This window comes from Herbaspirillum chlorophenolicum (genome assembly GCF_001189955.1).
GTDB classification, from domain to species: Bacteria; Pseudomonadota; Gammaproteobacteria; order Burkholderiales; family Burkholderiaceae_D; genus Herbaspirillum; species Herbaspirillum chlorophenolicum.
Genome location: NZ_LFLT01000001.1, coordinates 95,215 through 110,704 on the forward strand (window position 1 = coordinate 95,215; position 15,490 = coordinate 110,704).

General features: G+C 61.9%; 14 protein-coding genes. 12 read left to right on the forward strand and 2 right to left on the reverse strand.

Annotated elements, in window-relative coordinates; all coding sequences use genetic code 11:
* The first annotated feature begins 522 nt into the window (after positions 1 to 522).
* The 4 genes from AKL28_RS00450 (at position 523) to AKL28_RS00465 (ending at position 6,799) form a co-directional block, all read left to right on the forward strand.
* Positions 523 to 1,866, forward strand: coding sequence for an MFS transporter (locus AKL28_RS00450; RefSeq protein WP_050466084.1), 1,344 nt, complete (start codon positions 523 to 525; stop codon positions 1,864 to 1,866).
* A gap of 76 nt (positions 1,867 to 1,942) precedes the next feature.
* Positions 1,943 to 3,511, forward strand: coding sequence for a galactarate dehydratase (garD, locus tag AKL28_RS00455; protein ID WP_050466085.1), 1,569 nt, complete (start codon positions 1,943 to 1,945; stop codon positions 3,509 to 3,511).
* A 151-nt stretch (positions 3,512 to 3,662) separates the two neighbouring features.
* On the forward strand, positions 3,663 to 4,766 hold the full coding sequence (locus AKL28_RS00460) for a lactonase family protein (protein WP_082221303.1): 1,104 nt from the start codon (positions 3,663 to 3,665) through the stop codon (positions 4,764 to 4,766).
* Positions 4,767 to 5,056: 290 nt separating this feature from the next.
* A complete protein-coding gene (locus AKL28_RS00465) occupies positions 5,057 to 6,799 on the forward strand; it encodes a methyl-accepting chemotaxis protein (RefSeq protein ID WP_050466086.1) in 1,743 nt (580 codons plus the stop codon).
* A gap of 83 nt (positions 6,800 to 6,882) precedes the next feature.
* Here the strand turns inward: AKL28_RS00465 and kdgD are convergent, their stop codons facing one another.
* Together kdgD and AKL28_RS00475 are read right to left on the reverse strand one after the other, a co-directional pair.
* On the reverse strand, positions 6,883 to 7,797 hold the full coding sequence (kdgD, locus tag AKL28_RS00470) for a 5-dehydro-4-deoxyglucarate dehydratase (protein WP_050466087.1): 915 nt from the start codon (positions 7,795 to 7,797) through the stop codon (positions 6,883 to 6,885).
* Between the two features lie 336 nt (positions 7,798 to 8,133).
* Positions 8,134 to 8,907, reverse strand: a complete 774-nt coding sequence (locus AKL28_RS00475; RefSeq protein ID WP_050466088.1) for a FadR/GntR family transcriptional regulator — start codon at positions 8,905 to 8,907, stop codon at positions 8,134 to 8,136.
* Between the two features lie 308 nt (positions 8,908 to 9,215).
* Here AKL28_RS00475 and iscR point away from each other — a divergent pair, with 308 nt between their 5' ends.
* From iscR to fdx, 8 genes are all read left to right on the forward strand, one after another.
* Positions 9,216 to 9,710: a Fe-S cluster assembly transcriptional regulator IscR gene (gene iscR / locus AKL28_RS00480; protein ID WP_050466089.1), complete on the forward strand. Its 495-nt coding sequence runs from the start codon at positions 9,216 to 9,218 to the stop codon at positions 9,708 to 9,710.
* A 16-nt stretch (positions 9,711 to 9,726) separates the two neighbouring features.
* A complete protein-coding gene (locus tag AKL28_RS00485) occupies positions 9,727 to 10,980 on the forward strand; it encodes an IscS subfamily cysteine desulfurase (RefSeq protein ID WP_050466090.1) in 1,254 nt (417 codons plus the stop codon).
* 83 nt (positions 10,981 to 11,063) lie between these two features.
* Positions 11,064 to 11,465: a Fe-S cluster assembly scaffold IscU gene (gene iscU / locus AKL28_RS00490; RefSeq protein WP_050466091.1), complete on the forward strand. Its 402-nt coding sequence runs from the start codon at positions 11,064 to 11,066 to the stop codon at positions 11,463 to 11,465.
* A gap of 47 nt (positions 11,466 to 11,512) precedes the next feature.
* A complete protein-coding gene (gene iscA / locus AKL28_RS00495; protein WP_050466092.1) occupies positions 11,513 to 11,836 on the forward strand; it encodes an iron-sulfur cluster assembly protein IscA in 324 nt (107 codons plus the stop codon).
* 222 nt (positions 11,837 to 12,058) lie between these two features.
* On the forward strand, positions 12,059 to 12,574 hold the full coding sequence (gene hscB / locus AKL28_RS00500; protein WP_050466093.1) for a Fe-S protein assembly co-chaperone HscB: 516 nt from the start codon (positions 12,059 to 12,061) through the stop codon (positions 12,572 to 12,574).
* Positions 12,575 to 12,594: 20 nt separating this feature from the next.
* Positions 12,595 to 13,218 carry a LysE family translocator gene (locus AKL28_RS00505; RefSeq protein WP_050466095.1) on the forward strand — a complete coding sequence of 208 codons (624 nt, stop codon included), beginning with the start codon at positions 12,595 to 12,597 and terminating at the stop codon, positions 13,216 to 13,218.
* Between the two features lie 37 nt (positions 13,219 to 13,255).
* Positions 13,256 to 15,121, forward strand: a complete 1,866-nt coding sequence (gene hscA / locus AKL28_RS00510; protein WP_050466096.1) for a Fe-S protein assembly chaperone HscA — start codon at positions 13,256 to 13,258, stop codon at positions 15,119 to 15,121.
* Between the two features lie 26 nt (positions 15,122 to 15,147).
* The gene (gene fdx, locus AKL28_RS00515) at positions 15,148 to 15,486 is read left to right on the forward strand and encodes an ISC system 2Fe-2S type ferredoxin (RefSeq protein WP_050466097.1); all 339 of its coding nucleotides are present in this window, start codon (positions 15,148 to 15,150) and stop codon (positions 15,484 to 15,486) included.
* The last annotated feature ends 4 nt before the right edge of the window (positions 15,487 to 15,490 follow it).

Sequence of the window (15,490 nt, forward strand, 5' to 3'; positions counted from 1 at the left end):
TTTGGTTGGGGGAAGGGCGTTTGCCTTTTCCCCTTTTTTATTTCCCTCAGATATGTGGCCTGGCCCGCATGTCCGCCAAATGAACAGGCGGACGGGCGTTTTACGATCATGTCATACAACTTCATGGAATGACGTGGCCAAGTGACGCTTTGCGGTCGGAGGTTACTGCTTGCTGCGTGTGTGTTCTGTTGCCTCGCTCCCCCTTGTAAACGGGGAGTGAGGCGAGCTGTAAAGCCTGTCCAGCATGCCCATTCGGGCCATTCCATCATTTTGTCGAGTCGTTTCCGCAAGACTATTGCCAAAGCATGGACTCCTGATATACTCGCCCTGATTGTTGTACGATGTCTTATAACAATTAATATTCCTTCATTAAAACAAAACGCTAAAGAGAGACGCCCGCCCATCCTTGTCTGCTGCCTTGCCTTGTTTGCCCGGTATGATCCGGCGCGAAATACTATGAGGCGCAGCCACGGGACTTGGCGTAACGAATCCTTGAAGGCGAGACGAGATCTGGAGAAAAAAGTGGCGCAAAGCAATATCACGGCGGCTGCCGCGGGAGCGGTCAAGGCCAGCCATGTTCGTTATCTGATTCTGTTTATGCTGTTCATCGTGACCACGGTCAATTATGCCGACCGCGCCACGCTATCGATCGCCGGTTCGGCGATGAAGACCGAGTTGAGCCTCGACCCGGTCACCATGGGCTATATCTTTTCAGCCTTCAGCTGGGCTTACGTGCTGGCGCAATTGCCGGGCGGTTGGCTGCTGGACCGCTTCGGTTCCAAAAAGATCTACATGTGGAGCATCGCCCTGTGGTCGGTGTTCACGATCCTGCAGGCAGGTGTGACCTGGATGGGTACCGCTGCCGCCGTGGTGTCGCTGTTCCTGTTGCGTTTCATGGTGGGGTTGGCGGAGTCGCCGTCTTTCCCGGCCAACGGTCGTATCGTCGCCGCCTGGTTCCCGACCAATGAGCGCGGCACCGCTTCGGCCATCTTCAATTCGGCGCAGTATTTCGCGGCGGTGCTGTTTACGCCGCTGATGGCGTGGATCGTCCATGCGTTCAGCTGGCACCATGTGTTTACCGTGATGGGCATTTTCGGCCTGGTGCTGGCGGGGATCTGGAGCAAGATCATCTACAGCCCCAAGGACCATCCGATGATCAACAAGGCCGAGCTCGCACATATCGAGCAGGGCGGCGGCCTGGTCGACATGGATAACAGGAAGGTGGCAGCGGCATCGACCAAGGGCAAGGGCTACATCAAGCAGTTGCTGTCCAACCGCATGCTGCTGGGCGTGTACATCGGCCAGTACTGCATCAACGTGATCACCTATTTCTTCCTGACCTGGTTCCCGGTGTACCTGGTGCAGGAGCGCGGCATGTCGATCCTCAAGGCCGGTTTCGTGGCCTCGATTCCGGCGGTGTGCGGCTTCATCGGCGGCGTGGTCGGCGGCATCATTTCGGACCGCCTGATCAAGCGCGGCTTCTCGGTGACCTGGGCCCGCAAGATCCCCATCGTCGGCGGTATGCTGTTGTCGATGACCATGATCCTGTGCAATTACGTGGAAGCGCAGTGGATGGTGGTGGGCATCATGGCGCTGGCCTTCTTCGGCAAGGGCGTGGGCGCGCTGGGCTGGGCCGTGGTGGCGGACACCGCGCCCAAGCAGATCGTCGGCCTGTCGGGCGGGCTGTTCAACATGTTCGGCAATGTGGCCGGCATCACCACCCCGATCGTGATCGGCTACATCCTCAAGGAAACCGGCTCCTTCGCCGGCGCCCTGGTGTTTGTCGGCGTGAACGCGCTGGTCACCGTGATCAGCTATCTTGTCATCGTCAAGGAGATCAAGCGCGTCGAACTGAAAGACGCCTGATCCGCAGCAAGCGGCCGGGCAGCATGCCGGCAGCGGTTCCATATTCAAAGCAAGCATCGTCGCATTGGGAAACAGCATGACAACCGATACCATCGCCAGCGCAGCCGCCAGCCCGCGTTACATCATGATGAACGACACCGACAATGTCGCCATCGTCGTCAATGACGGCGGCCTGCCGGCCGGCACCGTCTTTCCGGACGGCCTGACCCTGGTCGACCGCGTGCCGCAGGGCCACAAGATCGCCTTGCGCGACATCGCCGAGGGCGAGCCCATCGTGCGTTACGACGTGGCCATCGGCTATGCCGTGCGCGATATCCCCAAAGGCAGCTGGATCGAAGAGTCGCTGGTGCGGATGCCGCCGGCGCGCGAGCTGGACAACCTGCCCATCGCCACCAAAAAGCCCGCGCCGCAGCCGCCGCTGGAAGGCCATACCTTCGAGGGCTACCGCAACGCCGACGGTTCGGTCGGCACGCGCAACCTGCTGGCCATCACCACCACCGTGCAGTGCGTGGCCGGCGTGGTCGAGCATGCGGTCAAGCGTATCCGCGCCGAGCTGCTGCCCAAGTACCCGAATGTGGAAGACGTGGTGGCGCTGGAGCATACCTACGGCTGCGGTGTGGCGATCGATGCGCCCAATGCCGGCATCCCGATCCGTACCTTGCGCAACATCAGCCTCAATCCGAACTTCGGCGGCCAGGCGATGGTGGTCAGCCTCGGTTGCGAAAAGCTGCAGCCCAACCGCCTGCTGCCGGAAAACATGATCCCGATCCACAAGGAGGGCGAGCCCTACGTGGTCTGCCTGCAGGATGCGGAACACGTCGGCTTCAACTCCATGATCGATTCGATCATGCACATGGCCGAAGCGCGCCTGGTCGAACTGGACAAGCGCCGCCGCCAGACCTGCCCGGCATCCGACCTGGTGGTCGGCGTGCAGTGCGGCGGCAGCGACGCTTTCTCCGGCGTGACCGCCAACCCGGCCGTGGGTTTCGCCACCGACCTGCTGGTGCGGGCCGGCGCCTCGGTAATGTTCTCGGAAGTGACCGAAGTGCGCGACGGCATCGACCAGTTGACCTCGCGCGCGGTCAACGAGGAAGTGGCGCAGGCCATGATCCGGGAGATGGACTGGTACGACAATTACTTGAAGCAAGGCGGCGTCGACCGCAGCGCCAACACCACGCCCGGCAACAAGAAGGGCGGCCTGGCCAACATCGTCGAGAAGGCCATGGGTTCCATCGTCAAGTCGGGCAGCAGCCCGATCTCGGGCGTACTGGCGCCGGGCGACAAGCTGCGGCAGAAGGGCCTGATCTACGCCGCCACGCCGGCATCGGACTTCATCTGCGGTACGTTGCAACTGGCCGCCGGCATGAACCTGCACATCTTCACCACCGGCCGCGGCACGCCCTATGGCCTGGCTGCGGTGCCGGTGATCAAGGTCGCCACCCGCAACGACCTGGCGCGTCGCTGGCATGACCTGATGGACGTCAATGCCGGCCGTATCGCCAGCGGCGAGGCCACGATCGAGGACGTCGGCTGGGAGCTGTTTCAGCTGATGCTGGACGTGGCCAGCGGCAAGAAGAAGACCTGGGCCGAACAGTGGAAGCTGCACAATGCATTGACCTTGTTCAACCCGGCGCCGGTGACTTGATGTTCCAGAAAAGGGATCTGCTTGCAGATCCCTTTTTCTTTATTTGTTCCAGCAGCAAACGGGAAAGAAGCAAGCCATGCACGGCCATTGTGTGCAGGGGCTTGCGCACGCCAATGCAGTACCAACAACAAGCATCCTTCAAGGAGACGCCATGTCCAAGCAAATCTCATCCACACCCGGCCGCCTTGCCGCCGCCATCGCAGCGTCGGCGTTGACGCTGGCGGCCATTCCGGCCGGTGCGGCTACCATCGCCTACGTTTCCAATGCCGACAGCCAGGATATCTACGTGCTGCAGCTTAACGGCGACGGCAGCGTCAACCTGGTCGACAAGGTCGATACCGGCAGTACCGTGATGCCGCTGGCGATCAGCCCGGACCACCGCTTCCTGTACGCTTCCTTGCGCGGGCAGCCATATTCGGTGACCAGCTATGCAATCGACCAGGCCAGCGGCAAGCTGACATCGCTGGCCACGGTGCCGCTGGCCGACAACATGGCGAACATTGCTACCGACAAGAACGGCAAGTACCTGTTCGCGGCCTCGTACACCGGCCACAGGATTTCGGTCAACACCATCGGCGCCGATGGTACGGTGCAAGCACCGGCGCTGGCGGTGATCCCGACCGGGAAGAATGCGCACTCCGTCCAGGTCGATCCCGACAACCGTTTCCTGTTCGCCTCCAATCTTGGCAGCGATGTGATCCTGCAGTTCCGTTTCGATGCCGCGACCGGCAAGGTGGTGCCGAATGACCCGCCATCGGTGGCCACCAAGGCCGGCGCCGGCCCGCGCCATTTTGTGTTCGCCAACGACAAGCGTTTCGTCTATTCCACCAATGAATTGGACGGCACCGTCAATACTTACGCCTACGATGCCAAGGCCGGCACACTCAAGCTGGAGGCGACCGACTCGGCTTTGCCCGACGGTTTCAAGAGCAGCGAGCAACTGGCCACGGCCGACCTTCACCTCACGCCCGACGGCCGCTTCCTCTATGCCAGCGAGCGCACTTCCAGCACGCTGACGAGCTATCGCGTCGACACCGCCAGCGGCAAACTGACCCGTCTTGCCAACCTCCCGACCGAAGCCCAGCCGCGCGGTTTCAACATCGATCCGCAAGGGCGCTTCCTGTTGGCAGTGGGGCAGAAGTCCAATGCGCTGACCAGCTATGCCATCGACCGCACCAGCGGCGCCTTGAAGCCATTGTTCCGCTATACGCTGGGGCGCAACCCGAACTGGGTCGAAATCATCGACTTGCCTTGAACCGGCCCTCTGTTGCACGGCAACCTCCCGTTCGGAGTGTTGCTGCTGCAACTATTTGTGGCGCGATCTGCATGCGCTTTGATCCAGAACAGGTCGGGGCGCGGATTCGCATTGCAAAATCGATACGGGGAAAGTTCGCCTGCAACGGGCGGGGCCGCAACGCGCCCTAATGGGGAAACAAGGGCGTTTTCACCTGTTTACCGGGATATTGGGGCGAGAAAGCTTGCGGTATCTTCTGTTGCAACGTTCTTGATAAATTTTGTTGCGAAAAAATTAAGTGGAGAGTGGGAATGCGGAATTTAACGGTTCGCTTCAGCTTGATGGGCGCGCTGGCGCTGTTTTCATGCATGATCGTGGTCGGCGCCGGCGTCGGCATTTTTGCCTTGGGCCGGGCCAACCAGTCGACCGAGTTCGTGCATCAGATCACCGAGCGCACCCTGCTTGTGAACGATGCCTATAAGGACACCACGCGCACGCGTTCGGCGTTGACGCGCGCCTACGCCAACCTGAAGGAAAAGAACGAGGCCAGCGTCAAGGAGTCCGCTTTCAAGAGTGCGCAAACCACGTATGAGCGCGGCTTGAAGACCATGGACAACTTTGCCAGGCTGCCTGACCTGCCGGGGCAGGATCCGGCGCTCAAGACCGAACTGATCGACTCGGCCAGGGCCTTGTCGGATCTGCTGAAGAAGGCCGGCGACCTGCTCAAGGCGGATGACGCCGCTGCTTATTCCGAACTCAACGACAAGCAGATCAATCCGGGCGGCGGACGCTTCTCGGCGGCGCTGGAGAAGTACCAGGCGCTGGCGATGCAATTGAACGACAAGACCGCCGACCAGCGCGACAAGGAGTACAGCCTGGTCGTATGGCTGGTGGTGGCGGGCCTGGCCGGTGCGATGGCGCTGGTGCTTGCGGTGCATTTCATGCTGCGCAATATCGTGCTCACACCGCTCAATCGTGCCGTGAACCTGCTTGACCTGGTTGCCAACGGCGACCTCACCGCCAAGGTGGATGTCAATAGCAACAATGAAATCGGCCGCCTGTTCTCGGCCATCCGCAGCATGCAGCAAAGCCTGCTCAATACCGTCTCGCGCGTGCGCGGCAGTTCGGAAAGCATCGATACCAGTTCCAAGGAAATCGCTGCCGGCAATCTGGATCTGTCTTCGCGCACCGAACAGCAGGCCAGCTCGCTGGAAGAGACTGCCGCATCGATGGAGCAGCTGACCGGCACCGTGCGCCAGAATGCCGAGAACGCCATGCAGGCCAACCAGCTGGCGCATTCGGCTTCTTCCACTGCCAGCAAAGGGGGCGAGGTGGTGGCGCAGGTGGTCGACACGATGCAGGCCATCAATGAGTCTTCCCGCAAGATCGTCGACATCATCAGCGTGATCGACGGCATCGCCTTCCAGACCAATATCCTGGCGCTCAATGCCGCAGTGGAAGCGGCCCGCGCGGGTGAGCAGGGGCGCGGTTTTGCCGTGGTGGCTTCCGAGGTGCGCTCGCTGGCGCAGCGTTCGGCGGCGGCGGCCAAGGAGATCAAGACCCTGATCGACAACTCGGTGTCCAAGGTGGACGCCGGCAGCCAGTTGGTGGAGCAGGCCGGCATGACCATGAGCGATGTGGTCGACAGCGTGCGGCGCGTGACCGACATCGTCGGCGAGATCGCCGAAGCCAGCCGCGAGCAAAGTACCGGCATCGAGCAGGTCAACCAGGCCATCGCGCAGATGGATGAAGTGACCCAGCAGAATGCCGCGCTGGTGGAGCAAGCTGCCGCCGCCGCGCAATCGCTGCAGTCGCAGGCGACCAACCTGGTGGGCGCGGTGAGCATTTTCAAGATTGATGCGAATGCGGTGGCTGCGCATCAGAAAGTGGCGAGTAAACCTGTCTCGGTGACGCCGCTTGTATCGAAAGCGCCCGCAGCGAAGCCGGCGCCCGCTGCGCCGGCAAGCGCACCTAAGCTGGCTACACCGGTGCCGAAACCTGCCGCAGGCAGCAGCCGTGCCAAGGATGAGAGCCAGGATTGGGAAGAGTTCTGATCTGGTACCGATCCGGCTGGAATAAAAAAACCTTCGCCAAAGCGAAGGTTTTTTTTCGTTGCTGCTCTTGCAGAGGCTTGCGATTACTGCGGGCCGAGCTTCTTGATCAGCGCGGCCAGTTCTTCGTGCTCTTCCGGCGTGCAGTCGGTCAGCGGAGTACGCACCGGACCGGCATCGTGGCCCACGATCCTGGCGCCTGCCTTGACGATGGAGACGGCGTAGCCAGCCTTGCGGTTGCGAATTGCCAGGTAAGGCAGGAAGAAGTCATCGATCAGCTTGCCGACGGTGTCATGGTCTTCCTTGGCGATCGCTTCGTAGAACTGCACGGCGGTCCTGGGGATGAAGTTGAACACTGCCGACGAGTACACCGGCACGCCCAGCGCCTTGTAGGCCGCAGCATAGACTTCCGCGGTCGGCAGGCCGCCCAGGTAGGTGAAGCGGTCGCCCAGCTTGCGGCGGATGTGCACCATCGGTTCGATCTCGCCGACGCCGTCCTTGAAGCCGATCAGGTTGGGGCAGCGGTCGGCCAGCTTTTGCAGGGTCTCGGCATTGAGCTTGCAGACGGCGCGGTTATAGATGATGACGCCGAACTTGACCGATTTGCAGACGGCTTCGACGTGGGCGGCGATGCCGTCCTGGCTGGCTTCGGTCAGGTAATGCGGCATCAGCAGGATGCCGTGCGCGCCCAGGCGTTCGGCTTCTTGCGCATAAGCGATGGCAGCGCGGGTGGAGCCGCCGGCGCCGGCGATGATGGGGACCTTGCCGCGGCAGGTATCGACCGCGGTGCGGATGATGTCGCTGTACTCGCCCGGTACCAGCGAGAAGAACTCACCGGTGCCGCCGGCGGCGAACAGCGCGCTGGCGCCGTATGGGGCCAGCCATTCCAGGCGTTCGATATAGGTCTTCGGGCGGAAGTCGCCTTGCTCGTCGAAGTCGGTCAGCGGGAACGACAGCAGGCCGGAGGAGAGGATCGTTTTCAGGTCTTGGGGTGTGTACATGATTTCGCTACGCCGTTAAGAATTGGATGGTTGTGTTGCTTAGAACCTGTTCGGGATCTCGCCGGGGTCGTTCCAATGCCCTTTCAGGCGGTCTGCGGCGTTGCAAAGCCTCGCCGGGCCACCGGCCCGGCTGCGTTTTGCGCCTTGCAGCCCATCCTGAAATGACATCGGCCCAACTCCCGGCGAGATCCCGAACAGGTTCCTATTCTTGTTTTCGCTACGTATCCCAATAGGATATCAGTCATCGTATAACATGGATTTTAAGAAAGCCAGCATTTTTTAGGTGCTGGCTGTTGGGTGTTGCGGCGGTGAAATCGGCCGTGCAGGCCGGGACGTTCAGGCGGCAGGGGAGCCGGCGGCGCCGGATTCGGCTTCCATTTGCGCGCGGCGCAGGCGCTCGCGGCTGTTGGTCAGGTGGTTGCGCATGGCTGCGCGCGCCGCTTCGGTATCGCCGCGGGCGATTGCCTCATAGATATCTTCGTGTTCGCGCTGCACCCGGTCGAGGTAGCTGGCTTGCTGGTCGTGCGCCAGTTCGGCGGTGTTGATGCGCTTGCGGGGGATCACGCCCATGCCGAGGTGGTTGATGATCTCGATGAAGTAGCGGTTGCCGGTGGCGTTGGCGATGGCGAAGTGAAAGCGGAAGTCGGGGCCGACGGTGTCGCCGCCGGACAACTGGTTTTCGCGGAAGGCGTCCAGCGCTGCGCGGATCTCGCCCAGCTGTTCATCGGTGCGGCGCGTCGCCGCCAGGCCGGCGGTTTCGGTTTCCAGGCTGATGCGCAGCTCCAGCAGGGCCATCAGGTCGCGCATGGTGGTGATGGTGGCCGGATCGATATTGATGTTGGAACCCTTCTTGGGCTCCAGTACAAAGGTGCCGATACCGTGGCGGGTCTCGACCGCGCCGGCGGCCTGCAGGCGCGAGATGGCTTCGCGCACCACGGTGCGGGACACGCCCTGACTCTGCATGATTTCGGATTCGGTGGGCAGCTTGTCTCCCGGCTTGAGGCTGCCGTTTTCCATCATCTGCGAGAGCGCAGCCACCACCTCCTGCGACAGGCTTTGGGGCCTGCGACGCGGGCGCAGCAGCGGGTTGGGGGTATCGCTTACATCCATGTCGTTATGTTGAATGCCGGTGGGGGATGTCTGGCCGAACCGTTGTCGCGGATTGTCAGTTCCGCTGGTGCCAGATGAAAAAAGAGTTGGGACATCTTACCAGATCGTTAATGCTCGATAGCAGGAAAATGCCCGCCGGAAGCGTGAACTTGGCGGGCATTCGCATGTTTGGGGCTTTGCGCTCTTCCGGCAACCGGCTTCCCTGCAGCAATTAGTACCTGACAGGATTACTCGGGTTTGATATACTTGACTCAAATATTCGGGAATTCAGGGAACCGGGATTCAATTGTTTCTGGAGCAGGAATTTCATGCGTCTAACCACCAAAGGCCGTTTTGCCGTGACCGCGATGATTGACCTGGCCTTGCGCCAGGGCAACGGCCCGGTCACGCTGTCCGCGATCAGCGAGCGGCAGGAAATTTCCTTATCATATCTGGAACAGCTGTTCGGCAAGTTGCGCCGCCACCAGATCGTGGAGTCCGTGCGCGGCCCCGGCGGCGGCTACAACCTCGCCCGCAAGGCGGCCGACGTGTCGGTCGCCGACATCATCATCGCGGTGGACGAGCCCCTGGATGCGACGCAGTGCGGCGGCAAGGAAAATTGCCACAGCGCCACCCATCCGGGCGGCCCGCGCTGTATGACGCACGACCTGTGGTCGACCCTGAACGAGAAGATGGTCGAATACCTGGACTCGGTATCCTTGCAGGACCTGGTCGACCAGCAGAAGGAACACAAGTTGGCGGAGACCCGCTCCGCCGAAAAGCAAAGTGTGGTGGTGATGCACCGCCCGCAAGCAGCAGCCTGATTTGGAGCTTTAACTCATGAACGCACCTTTGGAAAAGAGCCTGTTGGAGACCATCAAGGCTCCCCACTTCCCGATCTACATGGACTACTCGGCGACCACCCCGGTCGATCCGCGCGTGGCCGACAAGATGATTCCCTACCTGCGCGAGCAGTTCGGCAATCCGGCTTCGCGCAGCCATATGTATGGCTGGTCGGCGGAAAAGGCTGTCGAAGAGGCGCGTGAAGAAGTGGCCAAGCTGGTCAATGCCGACTCGCGCGAAATCATCTGGACCTCCGGCGCCACCGAGAGCAACAACCTGGCGATCAAGGGCGCGGCGCAGTTCTACAAGACCAAGGGCAAGCACCTCATCACCATCAAGACCGAGCACAAGGCGGTGCTGGATACCTTCCGCGAGCTGGAGCGCCAGGGCTTCGAAGCGACCTACCTGCAGCCGCAGGACAACGGCCTGGTGACGGTCGAGCAGATCGCCGCCGCCGTGCGGCCCGACACCATCCTGGTCTCGGTCATGCTGGTCAACAACGAAATCGGCGTGATCCAGCCGGTCCCGGAAATCGGCGAATTCTGCCGCTCCAAGGGCATCATCTTCCATTGCGACGCCGCGCAGGCGACCGGCAAGGTCAAGATCGACCTGGAAAACTGGAAGGTCGACCTGATGAGCTTCTCGGCCCACAAGACCTATGGTCCCAAGGGCATCGGCGCGCTGTACGTGCGCCGCAAGCCGCGCGTGCGCATCGAAGCGCAGATCCACGGCGGCGGCCATGAGCGCGGCCTGCGTTCGGGTACGCTGGCCACGCACCAGATCGTCGGCATGGGCGAAGCCTTCCGCATCGCCCGCGAAGAGATGGACAGCGAACTGCAACGCGTCCGCGCGCTGCGCGACCGCCTGGCCCGTGGCTTGAAAGAGATCGAAGAAACCTACATCAACGGCGACATGGAACACCGCGTGCCGCACAACCTGAACGTGAGCTTCAACTACGTCGAAGGCGAGTCGCTGATCATGGCGATCAAGGATATTGCGGTGTCGTCCGGCTCGGCCTGCACGTCGGCCAGCCTGGAGCCGTCGTACGTGCTGCGGGCACTGGGCCGCAGCGACGAGCTGGCGCACAGCTCCATCCGTTTCACCATCGGCCGTTTCACGACCGAGGAAGATATCGATTTCACCGTCAACCTGATCAAGAGCAAGGTCGGCAAGCTGCGTGAACTGTCCCCGCTGTGGGACATGTACAAGGACGGCATCGACATCTCCACGATCCAGTGGGCTGCACACTAAACCAGAATTCTGCCAGCCGCCGCTAGCACGCATCAGGAGTTGGAAAGCTGGTTGCGGTGGATACATCTTCAAGGAGCAACAACATGTCTTATTCCGAAAAAGTACTCGACCACTACGAGAACCCGCGCAACGTCGGCGCCTTTGAAAAGGGCGACGAGACAGTTGGCACCGGCATGGTCGGCGCGCCGGCCTGCGGCGACGTGATGAAGCTGCAGATCAAGGTGGGCGCCGATGGCGTGATCCAGGACGCCAAGTTCAAGACCTACGGCTGCGGCTCGGCGATCGCTTCCTCGTCGCTGGTGACCGAATGGGTCAAGGGCAAGACGCTGGATCAGGCGTTGTCGATCAAGAACACCCAGATCGCTGAAGAACTGGCGTTGCCGCCGGTGAAGATCCACTGCTCGATCCTGGCTGAAGACGCAATCAAGGCCGCTGTGCAGGACTACAAGGCCAAGCACGGCGCCGAGCAGAAAGCCGCGGCCTGATTGGTTCGGTCCGGGCAGCACCATTTGACAGCAGCAAGGCAGGCATCATGGCAATCACATTGACAGAGAAGGCAGCAAAACACATCAGCCGGTACATGGAGCGCCGCGGCAAAGGCATCGGCCTGCGCCTGGGCGTGCGCACCACCGGCTGTTCCGGTTTGGCGTACAAGCTGGAATATGTGGACGAACAGATTGCGGAAGACGCAGTGTTCGAGTCGCATGGCATCCGCGTTTTTGTCGATCCCAAGAGCCTGCCCTATATTGACGGCACCGAACTGGACTTCGCCCGCGAAGGCCTGAACGAGGGATTCAAGTTCCAGAACCCCAACGTCAAGGACGAGTGCGGCTGCGGCGAAAGTTTCCGCATCTGAGCCGTCGCCGGCGTCATCCGCTGTAATCCGATTTTCCGCCGCAGTGCCTGTCATATCGCCTGCGGCCAGTGCTTAGCCGAATCCTGTGACAGCGCACCGATCGTCCCGCCAGTAACCCGCCAGGTGCGGTGGACGATACATTAGTATCGCAGCGGTATGGATGTGCCAAGCCTGTTGAAGTCCGACAGGCTTTTATATTTTAGGCCCCGAATTTTTCCAGCCATGAAAAATCACTTTGCCCTGTTCCAGCTGCCGCAGCGCTTCGCCATCGACATGAAGGCGCTGGAGCAGGCGTATCACCAGGTGCAGGGCCAGGCGCATCCCGACAAGTTTGCGCACGCCAGCGACGCCGAGAAGCGCGTGGCGATGCAATGGGCCACCCGCGCCAACGAAGCCTACCAGACCCTGAAGAACCCGCTGCGCCGCGCACGCTACCTGTGCGAACTCCACGGCGTGGACTTGCAGACCGAATCGAATACCTCTATGGCGCCGACGTTCCTGATGCAGCAGATGGAATGGCGCGAGACCCTGGATGACGCCAAGGCCGGCAAGGACATCGATGCGCTGGAGCGGCTCAACAGCGAGCTGACGTCTGAAAAGAAGGCCGAGGTGGCGCGCATCGAAAAGCTGCTGAATGCAGACGACTACATCCAGGCCGCACAACTGGTACGCCAGTTGATGTTCCTCGACAAGTTCGGTAACGAGATCGGCGACGCGTTCGCCCTGATCGAAGGCTGAAGCGAGGCAGAGGAGACGATATGCCCGATATCTTCCTGTTCCTGCTGGCCGCCATGACGCTGACCCTGGCGCCGGGGCCGGACAACATCTACGTGCTCACGCGCGGCATCGCGCAAGGAAAGAAGGCAGGGCTGGTGGCGGCGGCCGGTTTCTCTTCCGGGCTGATTTTCCATACCTTGCTGGCGGTGCTGGGTTTCGCTGCCGTGATCAAGGCGTATCCGCCGGCGTATCACGCGCTGCAATACGCGGGTGCGGGCTACCTGGCGTACCTCGGTTACCGTACGCTGCGTTCGGCCTCGGCCGGCATCGCGCTGGCATCCGAAGAGGGCGCGCCGGGCGTGCCGCTCACGCGCATCTACTGGCAAAGCGTGCTGGCCAACATGCTCAACCCCAAGGTCACGCTGTTCTTCATCGCCTTCCTGCCGCAGTTCGTGCATGCCGACGCCGGCCACGTGCCGCTGCAGATGCTGCTGCTGGCGCTGGTGTTCATCGTCCAGGCCTTTGCCATCTTCAGCACCATCGCGCTGTTTTCCGGCGCGGTCGGCGCGTATTTCCGCCGCCGCGCTTCCGCTTCCGTCCACCTGAACCGCCTTGCAGGCTGCGCCTTCATCGGCCTCGGCATCCGGATGGCTCTTCCAGAATAACAGCGTGAATAACGCCTAACCGCTCGACGATAACTTCATGGCTTTACTCCAAATCTCAGAACCGGGCATGTCCACCGCGCCGCACCAGCGGCGGCTCGCCGTGGGGATCGACCTCGGCACCACCAATTCGCTGGTGGCCACCGTACGCAACAGCATTCCCGAAGTGCTGGCCGACGACGAGGGCCGCGTGCTGCTGCCCTCGGTAGTGCGCTACCTCCCCAACGGCCACGCCAACATCGGCTACAAGGCGCAAGCCGCGCAGACTACCGACCCGCGCAACACCATCGTGTCGGTCAAGCGTTTCATGGGCCGCGGCCTGAAAGACATCGCCCACGCCGAGAACATGCCTTACGACTTCCAGGACGCGCCGGGCATGGTGCAACTGAAGACCGTGGCCGGCGTGAAGAGCCCGGTGGAAGTTTCGGCGCAGATCCTGGCCACCTTGCGCCAGACCGCTGAAGATGCGCTCGGCGACGACCTGGTCGGCGCCGTGATCACCGTGCCGGCCTACTTCGACGACGCCCAGCGCCAGGCCACCAAGGATGCTGCGCAACTGGCCGGCATCAACGTACTGCGACTGTTGAACGAACCGACCGCGGCAGCCATCGCCTATGGCCTGGACAATAATTCCGAAGGCACCTTCGCGGTCTACGACCTGGGCGGCGGCACCTTCGACATCTCCATCCTCAAGCTGACCAAGGGCGTGTTCGAAGTGCTGGCTACCGGCGGCGACTCGGCCCTGGGCGGCGACGACTTCGACCATCGCCTGTTCTGCTGGATCAGCCAGGAAGCGCAACTGCAGCCGCTGTCGGATGAAGACACCAGGCTGTTGATGGTCAAGGCGCGCGAAGTGAAGGAGCTGCTCTCGACCAAGGCCGAAGTGCATATCGATGCCGCGCTGAAGTCGGGTGAGGAAGTGCACCTGTCCATCACCGCCGATGAATTCGCGGCAATGACCCAGCATCTGGTCGGCAAGACCATCACGCCGATGCGCAAGGCGCTGCGCGACGCCGGCCTTTCCGTGGAAGACGTCGACGGCGTGGTGCTGGTCGGCGGCGCCACCCGCATGCCGACCATCCGCCGCGCGGTGGGTGAATTCTTCAAGACCAATCCGCTGTCCAACATCGACCCCGACAAGGTAGTCGCGCTGGGCGCGGCCGTGCAGGCCAACCTGCTGGCCGGCAACCGTGCGCCGGGCGATGACTGGCTGCTGCTGGACGTGATCCCGCTGTCGCTGGGCATCGAAACCATGGGCGGCCTGGCCGAGAAGGTCATTCCCCGCAACTCCACCATTCCTTGCGCACGCGCGCAGGAGTTCACCACCTTCAAGGATGGCCAGACCGCGATGGCGATCCACGTGGTGCAGGGTGAGCGCGAACTGGTGGCCGATTGCCGTTCGCTGGCGCGCTTCGAGCTGCGCGGCATCCCGCCGATGGCGGCAGGCGCCGCACGTATCCGGGTGACCTATCAGGTCGATGCCGATGGCCTGCTGGCGGTGTCGGCGCGTGAAATCACCTCGGGCGTGGAAGCGTCCATCAGCGTCAAGCCGTCCTACGGCCTGGCCGACGACGAGATCGCCCGCATGCTGCAGGAATCCTTCAGCTCGGCCGATGAGGACATGCAGCGCCGCGCCCTGCGCGAAGAGCAGGTCGAAGCCGAACGTATCGTGCTGGCCACGCAATCGGCGCTCAATGTCGACAGCGCCTTGCTGAGCGAACAAGAGCGTGTCGCCATCGAGCAGCAACTGGCTGCAGTATCCGCAACGGCCCAAGGCAGCGACCACCTCGCCATCAAGGCCGCAGTGGAAGCGCTGGCGCATGGCACCGAAGAATTCGCGGCACGCCGCATGGACCGCAGCGTGCATGCCGCGCTGGCCGGCAAGAAGCTCGACGAAGTGTCGTAATCCATTGAATAGCTGAAAGTCATCCTATGCCTCAGATCGTCATCCTCCCCCATCCGGTACTGTGCCCCGAAGGCTCGGTGATCGACGCGCCGGCCGGCAAGACCCTGTGCGACGCGCTGCTCGACAGCGACATCGACATCGAGCACGCCTGCGAAAAGTCCTGCGCCTGTACCACTTGCCACGTGGTGATCCGCGAAGGCTTCAATACCCTCAATGAGCCTTCCGACAAGGAAGAGGATCTGCTGGATATGGCCTGGGGCCTGGAAGCGACTTCCCGCCTGTCGTGCCAGGTGGTGCTGGGCGAGGACGACCTGACTGTCGAAATCCCGAAGTACACGATCAACCACGCTTCCGAAAACCATTGATCCG